This window comes from Mesorhizobium sp. GW821-FHT04C10, from assembly GCF_059420305.1.
Genome location: NZ_JBWKTL010000001.1, coordinates 1,270,221 through 1,282,918, shown reverse-complemented (window position 1 = coordinate 1,282,918; position 12,698 = coordinate 1,270,221). Strand labels below are relative to the sequence as shown.

Sequence of the window (12,698 nt, the reverse complement as noted above, 5' to 3'; positions counted from 1 at the left end):
CCCCGCCAGCCGGTGCAATCGCAACGGGGCCTCATTCCATGACATCCGTACAAACTTCGCCGGAGCAGCGCTACGCCGCCTTCCGGCACAAAGCCTTCCTCAGCTACTGGACGGCACGCTTTCTCACCACTTTCGCCACCATGATCGTCTCCGTCGCCGTCGGCTGGCAGATCTATGATTTGACGCGCGATCCCTTCGATCTTGGCATTGTCGGCATCGTCCAGTTCCTGCCGTCGCTGCTTTTGGTGCTTGTCACGGGTGTCGTCGCCGACCGCTTCGGCCGCCGCCTGATCATGGCTCTGGCAACGGTGGTCGAGGCAAGCTGCGCGCTCGTGCTCCTGTATTTCACGCTGCACGGCCTCGTCAGTCCGCTGCCGATTTTCGTCATTCTGGCGCTGTTCGGCATGGCGCGCGCCTTCTACGGGCCGGCCTCGTCGTCGCTGTTCGCCAATCTGGTGCCGCCGGAGGATTTCGGCAACGCGATTGCGTGGAACTCGTCCGCCTGGCAGACGGCGACGATCGTCGGCCCGGTCGCCGGCGGCCTGCTCTATGGCGTCTCGGCCGAAGCCGCATACGCCGTCGCCTCAGTGCTGATGCTGGTGGCCGGTCTGCTGATCTTCACCATTCCCAAGCCCGCCCAGCAGACCGCCACCGACAAGCCGACGATGGAGACGCTGTTTGCCGGCTTCCGCTACATCTGGAGCGAGAAGATCGTGCTCGGCGCCATCTCGCTCGACCTCTTCGCCGTGCTCCTGTCCGGCGCCTCGGCGCTGCTGCCGGTCTATGCGCGCGATATTCTTGAACTCGGCCCATGGGGCCTCGGCCTGTTGCGCTCGGCGCCCGGCATCGGCGCCATCTGCGTCGCGGTGTGGCTCGCCGGGCACCCGCTTCGCGACAATGCCGGCAAGATCATGCTCGGCTTCGTCGCTGCCTTCGGCGCCTGCACCGTATTGTTTGGCCTGTCCACCGTCACCTGGCTGTCAATCGTCGCGCTGGCCCTCCTCGGCGCCACCGACATGTTCAGCGTCTACATCAGGGAGACGCTGATCCAGTTGTGGACGCCGGACGCGGTGCGCGGCCGCGTCAACGCCGTCAACCAGGTCTTCGTCGGCGCCTCCAACGAAGTCGGCGAATTCCGCGCCGGCACCATGGCGGCGCTGATCGGCACGGTGCCGGCGGTCGTGATCGGCGGCGTCGGCGCCATCGCGGTTGCCGGCCTGTGGGCGTATCTGTTCCCGCAATTGCGTAAGGTGCGGCATTTGAACGGGCGCAACTGACGGCCGGCAATATACATCACCCTGTCACAGGACCTGCCATGATTACCTGTCACCTGAAATATGTCATCGATCCCTACAAGCTTGCCGAGTTTGAAGACTATGGCCGTCGCTGGATCGGTCTGGTCAATCGCCTCGGCGGAAACCATCACGGCTATTTCCTTCCGAGCGAGGGAGCCAACAATATCGCCTATGCCATGTTCAGCTTTCCGAGCCTCGCCGACTACGAGGACTATCGCAGGCGGATGGCTGCCGACCCGGAATGCCAGGAGGTGTTCGAAACGGAAAAGCGCAATCGCAGCATTCTCAGCTATGAGCGCAGCTTCATGCGGCCGGTGCTCGAACCTTAGAGAAAGCTATCGCACCGCCACCTCGCCAAACACCATCCGCAAAAACTCGTCCAGCCAGCGCTTCAGGTGCATGTCCCAGATCAGCCGGCCACCGAGGTGATCGCGGCCGGGCTGGGCGCCGGGCAGTTCGAAGCGATGCGCGCCGCGCACCACCCAGCGCTGCATCATCACCCTTGTCAGTTCGCCATGGAACTGGATGCCCCAGGCATTGTCGCCGTAGCGGAAGGCCTGGTTGGGGTAGGTATCGGCCGTCGCCAGCAGCGTCGCGTCCCTCGGCAGCGAAAAGCCCTCGCGGTGGAACTGGTAGACCATGTCGGGCCAGTGCATCAGCTTCTTGCCGGCCTCGGTCGCCTTGAGCGGATACCAGCCGATCTCGACCAGCCCTTCGCCATGCCCCTCGACCTTGCCGCCGAGATGGTTGACCAGCATCTGTGCGCCGAGGCAGATGCCGAGGCATGGCCGGTTCTCCTTGAGCGGAATCTCCAGCCAGTTGGTCTCGCGGCGGACGAATTCGTCCTCGTCATTGGCGCTCATCGGCCCCCCGAACACCACCGTGCCGGCGTGGCCATCCAGCGTTTCCGGCAAGGCGTCGCCCAGCGGCGGCCGGCGGATGTCGAGCTCGAAACCCTCTTCGATAAGCATGTGGCCAACGCGTCCCGGGCTCGAATTCTCCTGATGCAGCACGATCAGGATTTTTGGCTTCGAAGGCGTTCCGTGCGGCATCTGCAGGCGAGATCCCGTCTATTCGTCGCTGGAGGTTCCACGCGCGCCCGGCGCATGCGCCGCCGCCTTGCGGCGCGCCTCGACCCTGTCATGGCGCTCGACGCCGATCAGCTCGGCGACACGCCAGACCGTATTGTCCTCGAGCTCATGCAGCTCGCCATCGGCATAGACGATCTCCCACATCAGGCCGATGAACGCCTTGCGCCCCTCGGCGTCGAGATGGCGCTTGAGCACGCTGGTGAAGGCATAGAGGTCGATCGCCTCGTTGTCGGCGCGTTCGCCGGCGGCGGCGAGTGCTTCGAGTTCGGCGCCGCTGATCGAATAGCTCTCCGCCAGCACCGCCTTGAACCGCTCCCATTCGACGTCCTGGCGCACGCCGTCGGCGTTCATCACATGGTAGAGCAGCGCCGAGGCGGCAACACGAGGATCGTCCGTGCTGGCATGCGCGCCGGCACCGGCCGGCAGGTCCCTGAGAAACGACAGAACGCGTTCGAACATCAATCCATTCCCAAACGGCCCAAAGGCCAAGTCAATCACCCGAAGGCCAAAATCAGAATAGCCGGAACCGGCGCGGCGCCTTCTCCGCCTCGTCGTCCGGATCGACGCCGGGATCGTCCGGCAGGCGCGTCAGTTCTTCCGCCGGCTCCACGGCCTCGGCATCGGCCGGCACCGCCGCGAACGCCGCCGCCGTGACCGGGGTAACATCGTCTTCCCGGTTTTCGGTTTCCTTGCCCCTCACCTCGTTGGCCGGGGCGGCATGATCGATCACGTCGATCGGCTTTTCACTGGCCGGCTTCGCCAGCGCTTCGATAACCGGCACGGCGGCGTCAGGCGCATCGTCACGGCTGTCGATCAACTGGCCAAGCCGCTCCATCGGCGCGCGCCACTCGAAGGCGTCAAGCCGTCCGGTGATCGGCGACACCGGCGCCCAGCGTTCCGACACGACGCCGTCGGCCACCCAGGCCGGGTCACGCGGTGCCCGCAAAGCCTTGGAAAGCAATTGCCGAACCTTGCCCTGGTCGCCGGTCTCGGCCTCCTCGATATCGGCCAGAAGCAGATAGGCACCCTCGCGGCGGTCCATGCGGATGGCGGCCTCGGCTTCGCCGCGGGCGGTCGAGAAATCCTGCGCGTCGAGCGCCGCACGCGCCACCGTCATCGACGATTCGGCGTGGTTCTTCTTCATCTCCTGCAGCTTCTTCGCCCTGTTGAGACGGTCGAGCACGGCATCACCCGGACGAGCATGGGTGTAGAGCTCGGCGATCTCGGGATGCGGCTCGGCCCTCCACGCCGTCTCCAGGATCTTGGAGCCTTTTCGCACATCGTTCTGCTTGAAGAGCGCTGCCGCAGCGGCAACGGCGGCCGGCGCGAAATCCGGCCTGAGCTTGTTCGCCTCCAGCGCCGCTGTCCTGGCGGCGGCGGGATCGCTGTCGGCGAGCGATTGCGCCTTGGCGGTCAACAGCACGGCGCGACGGCGGCTGGCGGCGTCGCGTTCGATCTGCCGCGCCGACTTCTGCGCGTCGACCAGTTTCAAGGCACCGTCCCAGTCACCGCGCGCGGTCAACTCCTCAAGCGTCGATTCGGCCGCCCAGGCCAGTTGCGGCGCAACGGCGGCGGCACGGCCTGCATAGTGCCGGGCTGCATTGCGGTCGCCCAGCCGTTCGGCTTCGAGATAAAGCCCGCGCAGGCCCAGCAGCCGCATTTCGGGATCGTCGAGCATGCTCTCGAATTTCTGCCGCGCGCCTTCATGGTCGCCTTCGAGCAGCGACGCCTGCGCCTCGAGCAGATGGATCAGCGGCTCCTGGTCGGAACGGATCAGTTTGGCCGCTTCCTTGGTCTTCTTGCGGGCCAGCGCGCCATCGCCGGCGCCGGCGGCGATCATGCCGGTCGACAGCGCCTGGTAGCCGCGGTCGCGGCGACGCACGCGGAAATAGCGCGAAATTGTGTAGGGGCTGTTCCAAAGCGACCTGACCAGCCACCACAGGATCATCACCGCGGCGACGACGGCGACGATTGCCACCGCCGCCACCATCAGGCTGACCTGGTACTGGTAGCCGTTGAAGGTGACGACCATGTCGCCCGGCCGGTCGGCTAGCCAGGCAAAGCCCAGCCCGAGCGCGAAGACGACGATGAGGAAGGCGAGCAGGCGGATCATCGTTTTGCCCTCATGCCTTCATCGCGCCGGAGATCAGGGCGTCGACCTGGGTTTCGACCTCGATGCGCGCCTTCAGTTTGCCGGCAAAGTCGGCGCCGGCGGCCTTCGCGGCCTCAGGCAGCGAATTATACTCGCTGAGCGCCTTGGCATAGTCGCCCTGGGTTACCGCCACTTCCATGCGCGCCACGGTTTCGGGTGCACCCACACCCTCGACAGCGCCGATCGGCCGGACCTTGACCAGCGATTCGGCGCTCGACATCAGGTTCTGCAGGAAGCCGGCATTCTGGTCGACCGGCTTGGCGGCGGCGACCATGGCATTGGCGGCGGCATCCATCTGCGAGGCGATCTCGGTGCGGGTCGGAACGCCCTTTTCGGCATAGGGCCGCAAGGTCGCGAGCTCAGGCGCGTTGGGAGAGATCGCGGCCAGCGTATCGAGTTCCGCCGAGAACGGCGCGCCGCGTTCGAGCGCCGACTTCAAGGCCGATGCAGCGATGGCGAGCGCGATCTTGGGCTGTCCCGCCGCCGCCTCGACCTTGCCGGAAAGCTGCGACACCGACTGTTCCAGCGCGGTCAGCCGGCCGTCCTGAGTCTTCGCCGCCTCGCCCGTTGATTTCACCAACGCGTCGAGACCGGCCAGTTTTTCGTTGAGCGGGCCGAGATCGACCGGTGCGGCGCTGCCGGCCTTGCCGAGAGCGGCGAGCGCGGTTTCGATCTGCTTGACCTTGTCGCCGAGCGCGGCAAGCCCGGCACTGTCGCCCGCGCCACCCTGCTCGACCGCCGATTTCAACGCCGCGACATCGGCCTTTACCTGCTCCAGACCCGAGGAAAGCCCAACCATCTTGGCCGCCGCGTCATTGTTGCCACCGGTTTCCTTCAGGCCGGCGATTTCGCTCTTCAGCGAGGCGATCTCGCCATTGACGCCATCCAGCGAAACACTGGCGCCGGAACCGGGCGCGCCGAGCAGGCCTGCAAACTGCAAGCCGCCGGCGCCGACCAGCGCGATGACGCCGCCGATAAGGCCGGCGGCAATACCATTGACGCCGCCACGCTTTGCTGGAGGAGGAGTCGGCGCCATTTTTTCGCCCCGTGTCTCGGTTCTTGCCTTGCTGTCGTCGGTGCGCTTTGCCGACGCGTCCTCGAAATTATAGTCCGAGGCCTTGGCGCCGTTGGACGGTGCATCCGAACCGGGATAGGGCAGCTCCGGCCCAGCGGCTTTGGCCTCCACGGGCGGCTCTGTCCCGGCCTGCCCGGCGGCATCGGCGTGTTCCCAGGGTTCAAGGTCGGTCTGGTCGGCATGCACCGGCTCTTCGGGAATCTCTTCTTGAGACCCTTCCGCGGCCTGGGCTTCGTCGCTTGTCGCTGACGGCTTCGCGGCATCCTCGTCGACGATACGGGAGACGGCGCCGGGTTCGAGATCGATGGTCACCGGCTCGCGGCGGCTTTTCGAGTGTCGCATCTTCGGCGTCTTGACCATGCCTGGCTCCGCAAAATTCGCTTCGTCTCAACGCCTGGCGGCGCGTGATGGTTCACAAAGGGTCTAGCACATCACCAAGCGGTGAAAAGGGGCGGTGTGATGACGCGGGTCAGCGGGGCGGCGGCAAAAGCGCCAGCAGGGCTTCCTCATCGGGCTCTTCGGCGACGCGGATTGCCTTGCCGCCACTGTCGTCGAAGGCAGCGGCGATACGCGCGGAAAGAGCGAAAAAGCGTGTGTTTTCAAAAGCCCTTTGCAAGGCAGGCCGTGTGGCCAGGCCCCGCATCGCGGCGGCCGCCTTGGCCGAATAGAGCAGCACCGCATCGACCGGTCGGCCGGACAGAAGTGCAAGGATGGTGTCATCCGAATGCCGCACCGGAAGCGTGTCATAGGTCTCCATGGCATGGACCAGGACCCCAGCCGCTTCCAGCCTCTGCTCGAACACCGGAAAGCGTACGCGGCCGCAGGGATAAACGATTGTCTTGCCGGGAAACGCGGCCGCAAGGCTATCGGCCAGCGCCTCGGCATCGCCGGCGCCTTCAACGACCGACGAGAACCCCATCCTGCGCGCCGCTTCGCCGGTCCTGGCGCCCACGGCGTGGCAAGGCAGGGCGGCAAGCGCCGCGATCACGTCCTTCGGGGCGTGACGCAAGCCATTGGCGCTGGTGACGGCAACGGCGGCAGCGTCATCTGGAATCAGCCCGGCATCGACAGGCAAAGTCGCCGTTTCAGTCAGGGGCAGGAGAACCGGCTGAAAGCCTGTGTCCTGAAGCCGCCGGGCCGTGCGCGAGGCGCCCGGTTCCGGTCTGGTCACCAGGACGCGAAGCATGTTCAGACCCAGCCGTCGAAGAACTTTTCGCCGGCCTTGGCCCGCACCGTCCGCGCGGCCTCATCGCCGATGCGGGCGGCATCCTGTGCTGCCCCTTGCAGTTCGACCGTGTGCGACTGCGTGCCGTCGGGCGAGATGATCAAGCCGGCGAAGGTGAGTTTTCCGGCATCGATCGCCGCATAGCCGGCGATCGGCGTGCGGCAGGAACCATCGAGCGCCGCCAGGAAGGCGCGTTCGCAGGCGAGTGCCTGTCCGGTCGGCACATCGTGGATCGCCCCCAGCATCCTCTCGGCAGCGCGATCGCCGATGCGCGTCTCGATGCCGATCGCGCCTTGGCCGGGCGCTGGCGGGAATATCTCGAGCGGCATCAAATCGGTGGCGACATGTTCGAGCCCCAGCCGCTTCAGCCCGGCATAGGCGAGGATGGTTCCGGCCGCGACGCCTTCGTCCAGCTTGCGCAGCCGCGTCTGCACATTGCCGCGGAACATCACCACGTCGAGATCCGGCCGCATGCGGCGGATCAGCGCCTGCCGCCTGAGCGACGAAGAGCCCACCTTGGTCCCGCGCGGCAGTTCGGCGATCGTCTTCACCGCCTTGCCGACAAAGGCGTCGCGCGCATCCTCGCGCGGCAGGAAGGCGGAGAGCTCCAGGCCGTCGGGCAATTGCGTCGGCATGTCCTTGGACGAATGCACGGCGATGTCGATCGCGCCGGCGAGCAGCGCTTCCTCGATCTCCTTGGTGAACAGGCCCTTGCCGCCGGCCTCCGACAACGGACGGTCCTGGATGCGGTCGCCGCTCGTCGAAATGACGACGACCTCGAAGGCTTCCGCCGGCATTTTATGCGCGGCCATCAGCCGCGCCTGCGTTTCATGCGCCTGGGCTAGCGCCAGCGGGCTGCCGCGTGTTCCGATTTTCAAGGTTGTTTGCATGGCGCGCGGTCCGTGATAACCCCCGGCCAGAGCATTTTGCAGCCAAGTGGAGCCACCTGGCGTCGCGGAAATGCGGCTGGAATAACCGAGGCCTTTTCGGGCTTTCTCCTAACGGGGAAAGGCCCGATAAACAATCTCTTGGGATAGCGACGAATTGATCCGTGTTCTGGGCATTGAGACGAGTTGCGACGAGACAGCCGCCAGTGTCGTGGCGCTCGAAGGCGACGCCGCGCCGAAGATCCTGTCTAACGTCGTGCTTTCCCAGATCGAGGAGCATGCCGCCTTCGGCGGCGTCGTGCCCGAGATTGCCGCGCGCGCCCATGTCGAGGCGCTGGACGGCATCGTCGAGGCAGCCCTAGCCGATTCGGGCACGTCCCTTGCCGATATCGATGCCATCGCCGCCACCGCCGGCCCCGGCCTGGTCGGCGGCCTGATCGTCGGGCTGATGACGGCCAAGGCGATCGCCGCGGCGGCGGGCAAGCCGCTGATCGCCATCAACCACCTGGAAGGCCATGCCTTGACGGCGCGGCTGACCGACGGGCTCGAGTTTCCCTATTTGCTGCTGCTCGTCTCCGGCGGCCACACGCAGATCCTGGCCGTGCGCGGTGTCGGCGACTATCAGCGCTGGGCCACCACCATCGATGACGCGCTCGGCGAGGCCTTCGACAAGACCGCCAAGATGCTCGGCCTGCCCTATCCCGGCGGCCCGAATGTCGAGAAGGCAGCACAGAGCGGCGACGCCACGCGCTTTGCCTTTCCCAGGCCGATGAAAGGATCGGCGCAGCCCGATTTCTCCTTCTCCGGCCTGAAGACCGCCGTGCGCCAGGCCGCGACGGCGATCGAGCCGCTGAGCGATCAGGACGTCGCCGACATCTGCGCCTCGTTCCAGGCGGCGGTCGCCGATGCGATCGCCGACCGCGTGTCGCGTGCGTTGGCACGGTTCAGCGAAACATTTCCCGGCACGAAAAACCCGGCGCTGGTCGTCGCCGGCGGCGTCGCCGCCAACCTCACGATCAAGGCGACCCTGGAGCGGCTCTGCGCCCAGGCCGGTTTCACCTTCGTCGCGCCGCCGCTAAAACTTTGCACCGACAATGCGGCGATGATCGCCTGGGCCGGCATCGAACGCCTGCGCAAAGGCATGGCGCAGGAGAACGGCTTCGATTTCGTGCCGCGTTCGCGCTGGCCGCTGGACAGCATCTCGGCGCCGATGGTCGGCTCCGGCCGGCGCGGAGCCAAGGCATGACGGCTGAAGCCAAGAACAATCCAGGCAAAAGCGGCTGGCGTGTCGCTGTGCTGGGCGGCGGCGCCTGGGGCACGGCACTGGCGCTGGCCATGCTGCGCGCCGGACACGCGGTGCGGCTCTTCGCGCGCGATCCGGAAACCGTGGCCGCGATCGGCCGGGGCCAGAACCCGCGCTACCTGCCCGGCATCGCGATTGCGCCCGCCATCGAAGCGACATCGGACATCAGGATGGCGCTCGCCGGTGCCGATTGCGTGTTGGCGGTGACCCCGGCGCAGTCCTTGCGGGCGACGCTGGCGGCCGCGAAGGACCATATTCCGGACGGCATCCCGCTCGTTCTCTGCGCCAAGGGCATCGAGCGCGACACCGGCGCCTTGCTGTCGGCGATTGTCACCGAGATCCTGCCGCGAAATCCCGTCGCCGCCTTGTCAGGCCCGAGCTTCGCCACCGATGTCGCCCGAGGCCTGCCGACAGCGGTGGTGGTGGCCGCCGGCGACGAGGCCCTGGCGGCCGACCTCGCTGCCCGCTTTTCCGCGGAGAACCTGCGCTGCTATTCGAGCGACGACCTGATCGGCGTCGAGATCGGCGGCGCCCTGAAGAATGTCTTTGCCATCGCCGCGGGTGCCGTCACCGGCGCCGGGCTCGGCGCCAGCGCCCAGGCCGCGATGGTGACGCGTGGCTTCGTCGAACTGCGCCGCATCGGCGCCGCCTTCGGCGCCCGGCCAGAGACCCTGATGGGGCTTTCCGGCCTTGGCGACCTGCTTTTGACCTGCTCGTCGGCGCAATCGCGCAATTTCGCCTACGGGCTTGCTCTCGGGCAAGGCAAGGCGCTTTCCGGGCTGCCGCTGGCTGAAGGCGTGCCAACGGCGGCGATCGCCGCTCGCATTGCCGCCGAACGCGGCATCGACGCCCCGATCATCGCCGCCGTCGCTGCCATACTGGACGGTACCATCACCATCCGCCAGGCTGTGACGGCCTTGATGACCCGGCCGCTCAAGACCGAAACCAACGATTGATCCCCCAAATCTCGATCCCCCTAGCTTCAATCCCAAGACCAGGAGAAAAACCATGCTGTTTGCTTTGATTTGCAAGGACAAGCCGGGAAGCCTGCAGGTGCGCCTCGACACGCGGCCCGAGCATGTCGCCTTTCTCGAAGGGCTGAATGGCGACAAGAAACTGGCCTTTGCCGGTCCGTTCCTCGATGCCGACGGCAAGCCCAATGGCAGCCTCGTGGTCGTCGAGGCACCGGATCTGGCAGGAGCGCAAGCCCTGTCGGCCGCCGACCCCTATGCCAAGGCCGGATTGTTCGAAAGCGTCGAAATCCACCCGTGGAACTGGACGTTCAACAAGCCGGCGGCTAGTTAATCCCGGTCGCTCGCAGCAGGACCGCAAGGAGGAGAAGAAATGAACTACTGGCTGTTCAAATCGGAGCCGTTCAAGTTCTCCTTCGAGATGCTGAAGGCCAAGGGCAAGGCCGGCACGCAGTGGGATGGCGTACGCAATTACGCCGCCCGCAACAACATGAAGGCCATGCAGATCGGCGATCTCGGCTTCTTCTACCATTCCAACGAGGGGTTGAACGTGGTCGGCATCGCCGAGGTCTGCGCGCTCGCCCATCCCGACACCACGTCGGATGATCCGCGCTGGGAATGCGTCGATGTCCGCGCTTTCAAGGATGTGCCCAACCCGCCGACACTGGCCGAGATCAAGGCCAACGCGAAGCTTGCCGATATGGCGCTGGTGCGGCTTGGACGGCTTTCCGTGCAGCCGGTCACCCCGGCCGAATGGAAGGAAGTCTGCCGCATGGGCGGCCTGACGCCTGCTCCGTGACGGCACTCACCCCGCACGGCGCCAGGCAATTCATCCTCGACAACACGGCGCTGATGGCGCCGCCGCATGTGGCTGAGATTCTGCTTCATCTTGCCGATGAAGCGCACGATCTTTGGCAGCGCACCGAGGACGAACTGGTCGAGATCGGCCTGCCGCCGCCCTTCTGGGCCTTTGCCTGGGCCGGCGGCCAGGGCCTCGCCCGCTATATCCTGGACAATCCCGACACGGTGCGGGGCAAGCGCGTGCTCGACTTCGCCTCCGGTTCCGGCCTTGTCGGGATCGCCGCCGCCAGGGCGGGTGCTGCCGGAGTGACCGCCGCCGACATCGATCCGTTCTGTGCCACCGCCATACGCCTCAACGGCGAGGCCAATGGCGTCGGCATCGATTTCCTCGGCACGGACTGCATCGGCACCGATGCGGGCTGGGACGTGATCCTCGCCGGCGACGTTTTCTACGACAAATCCTTCGCCGACCGCCTGATGCCGTGGTTCGCAACGCTCAAGGCGCGTGGTGCCGAGATCCTCGTCGGCGATCCCGGCCGGTCGTATCTGCCAAGATCAGGGCTGGAACCGCTTGCGGTCTATGAGGTCGCCGTCACGCGGGCACTGGAGGATTCGCTGGTCAAGCGCACCACCGTCTGGCGCTTTGCTTGACGCCATCGCCGAACAGGCGTTTCCATAGAATCCGCATCGGAGGGGCAAGCTCATGGATTTTTCGGCGGTGAACTGGCTGGCGGTGATCGCCGCCGCCATCTTGGCCTGGCTGTTCGGCGCCGCCTGGTACATGGCCCTGAGCAAGCCGTGGCTGAAGGCGGCCAGGCTCGATGCGTCGACGATGAAGAAATCGCCGCTGCCTTTCGTCATCAGCTTCATCGCCGAACTGGTCATGGCCTATATCATGGCCCTGGTCGTCGGCGCGGTGACCGGCGGTGAGCCGACACTGCTTGCCGGGCTTGTCTTCGGCTTCGTGCTCTGGCTGGGTTTCGTCGCCACAACGCTGTCGGTCAACCATCGCTACGAGAATTTCGGCTGGGACCTGACCCTCATCGATGGCGGCCACTGGCTGGGTGTGCTGTTGATCATCGGTGCTGTGATCGGCTGGTTCGGCGCCGCGGCAAGCTGAGAGTGGGTTGACGATGGCAGACGAGTCCGGTTTCCCGCGCGACCTGGTGTTCACCCGGGTCTGCCACGTCAAACAGGGCTATGACGACCGGCGCCGCCACATTGTCCGCGAGTTCGAGCGGCGCGGCGTGCCGGTCTATTTTTACACGGACTGGGACCGTCCGGATATCACTCAGGAGATTCGCGACGAATTGATCGCGCCCGCCTTTACCCACCCGCCGGCCGTCTCGCTGGCGCTGAAGCATGTCGGCATCTGGCGCGATTTCCTCGAGACCGACCAGCCTTATTGCCTGGTGTTCGAGGACGACGTGTTCCTCGCCCGCGACTTCGTCGCCAAGTTCCGGCAGGGACTGGCAGAGCTCGGCAGCCCCAAGCGCAAGGCCGTCATCTATCTCGGCAATGGCAGCAACTACTACACGCCGAGCTGGGAACTGCGGAGGGGTCAAAGGCTCTACCCGGCACTGCATGCCAGATGCACCGATTCCTACCTCATCACCCGTCCGGTCGCCGAGGCCCGTTGCGCCTGGATCGCCCAGAACAAGATATACACGTCGATCGACCACCAGGTCGAACAGATGGACGAGAAGCTTGGCATTGAAATGCTGTGGTTCGAACGGCCGATTGTCGAACAGGGGAGCGAGAATGGAGCGTTTCAAACCTCCATTTCCGCGAAAAGATACCCGCGTTTGTACAAAAGCCTGAAATGGAAGTGGAAGAAATACACCCGCATGATCTTCGGCCACAACGCCAGGTCGTGAGGCGAATCTGGCCGTGATGAT

Annotated in this window: 15 protein-coding genes; 9 read left to right on the top strand and 6 right to left on the bottom strand. The window is 65.7% G+C overall.

Translation table 11 applies throughout. From position 1 onward, the window contains the following. The first annotated feature begins 38 nt into the window (after nt 1-38). Both AC07UC_RS06195 and AC07UC_RS06190 read left to right on the top strand, forming a co-directional pair. A complete protein-coding gene (locus tag AC07UC_RS06195) occupies nt 39-1,277 on the top strand; it encodes an MFS transporter (protein ID WP_140776028.1) in 1,239 nt (412 codons plus the stop codon). Between the two features lie 38 nt (nt 1,278-1,315). Next, complete coding sequence (locus AC07UC_RS06190; RefSeq protein WP_494904650.1) at nt 1,316-1,624, top strand: NIPSNAP family protein; 309 nt, start codon at nt 1,316-1,318, stop codon at nt 1,622-1,624. A gap of 6 nt (nt 1,625-1,630) precedes the next feature. On the opposite strand, the gene AC07UC_RS06185 is transcribed toward AC07UC_RS06190, so the two are convergent. The 6 genes from AC07UC_RS06185 to hemC form a co-directional block, all read right to left on the bottom strand. Next, entirely contained in the window at nt 1,631-2,347 is a 717-nt protein-coding gene (locus AC07UC_RS06185; RefSeq protein WP_140776030.1) for a glutamine amidotransferase, read from the bottom strand. A gap of 18 nt (nt 2,348-2,365) precedes the next feature. Continuing rightward, nucleotides 2,366-2,845: a tellurite resistance TerB family protein gene (locus AC07UC_RS06180; RefSeq protein ID WP_056574771.1), complete on the bottom strand. Its 480-nt coding sequence runs from the start codon at nt 2,843-2,845 to the stop codon at nt 2,366-2,368. Between the two features lie 52 nt (nt 2,846-2,897). After that, entirely contained in the window at nt 2,898-4,499 is a 1,602-nt protein-coding gene (locus tag AC07UC_RS06175; protein WP_494904649.1) for a heme biosynthesis protein HemY, read from the bottom strand. A 10-nt stretch (nt 4,500-4,509) separates the two neighbouring features. Next, nucleotides 4,510-5,973, bottom strand: a complete 1,464-nt coding sequence (locus tag AC07UC_RS06170; RefSeq protein ID WP_494904647.1) for a COG4223 family protein — start codon at nt 5,971-5,973, stop codon at nt 4,510-4,512. Nucleotides 5,974-6,082: 109 nt separating this feature from the next. Then, a complete protein-coding gene (locus AC07UC_RS06165) occupies nt 6,083-6,799 on the bottom strand; it encodes a uroporphyrinogen-III synthase (RefSeq protein ID WP_494904646.1) in 717 nt (238 codons plus the stop codon). Nucleotides 6,800-6,801: 2 nt separating this feature from the next. Further along, nucleotides 6,802-7,728 carry a hydroxymethylbilane synthase gene (gene hemC / locus AC07UC_RS06160; RefSeq protein ID WP_494904645.1) on the bottom strand — a complete coding sequence of 309 codons (927 nt, stop codon included), beginning with the start codon at nt 7,726-7,728 and terminating at the stop codon, nt 6,802-6,804. 157 nt (nt 7,729-7,885) lie between these two features. Between hemC and tsaD the strand changes: the two genes are divergently transcribed. From tsaD to AC07UC_RS06125, 7 genes are read left to right on the top strand one after another with little or no spacing between them, the layout of a single operon-like run. Next, nucleotides 7,886-8,971, top strand: coding sequence for a tRNA (adenosine(37)-N6)-threonylcarbamoyltransferase complex transferase subunit TsaD (tsaD, locus tag AC07UC_RS06155; RefSeq protein ID WP_494908899.1), 1,086 nt, complete (start codon nt 7,886-7,888; stop codon nt 8,969-8,971). Beyond that, nucleotides 8,968-9,984 carry an NAD(P)H-dependent glycerol-3-phosphate dehydrogenase gene (locus AC07UC_RS06150; RefSeq protein ID WP_202325389.1) on the top strand — a complete coding sequence of 339 codons (1,017 nt, stop codon included), beginning with the start codon at nt 8,968-8,970 and terminating at the stop codon, nt 9,982-9,984. Before tsaD ends, AC07UC_RS06150 begins: the two co-directional genes overlap by 4 nt. A 52-nt stretch (nt 9,985-10,036) precedes the next feature. After that, nucleotides 10,037-10,333: a YciI-like protein gene (locus tag AC07UC_RS06145; RefSeq protein ID WP_172347935.1), complete on the top strand. Its 297-nt coding sequence runs from the start codon at nt 10,037-10,039 to the stop codon at nt 10,331-10,333. Between the two features lie 39 nt (nt 10,334-10,372). Continuing rightward, nucleotides 10,373-10,798: an EVE domain-containing protein gene (locus tag AC07UC_RS06140; protein ID WP_202325388.1), complete on the top strand. Its 426-nt coding sequence runs from the start codon at nt 10,373-10,375 to the stop codon at nt 10,796-10,798. Beyond that, nucleotides 10,795-11,451 (top strand): class I SAM-dependent methyltransferase, encoded by a 657-nt coding sequence (locus tag AC07UC_RS06135; RefSeq protein WP_494904644.1) that lies wholly within the window; start codon nt 10,795-10,797, stop codon nt 11,449-11,451. Before AC07UC_RS06140 ends, AC07UC_RS06135 begins: the two co-directional genes overlap by 4 nt. A 52-nt stretch (nt 11,452-11,503) precedes the next feature. Beyond that, complete coding sequence (locus AC07UC_RS06130) at nt 11,504-11,920, top strand: DUF1761 domain-containing protein (RefSeq protein WP_140776041.1); 417 nt, start codon at nt 11,504-11,506, stop codon at nt 11,918-11,920. A gap of 13 nt (nt 11,921-11,933) precedes the next feature. After that, entirely contained in the window at nt 11,934-12,677 is a 744-nt protein-coding gene (locus AC07UC_RS06125; RefSeq protein WP_140776042.1) for a glycosyltransferase family 25 protein, read from the top strand. Nucleotides 12,678-12,698: the final 21 nt, after the last annotated feature.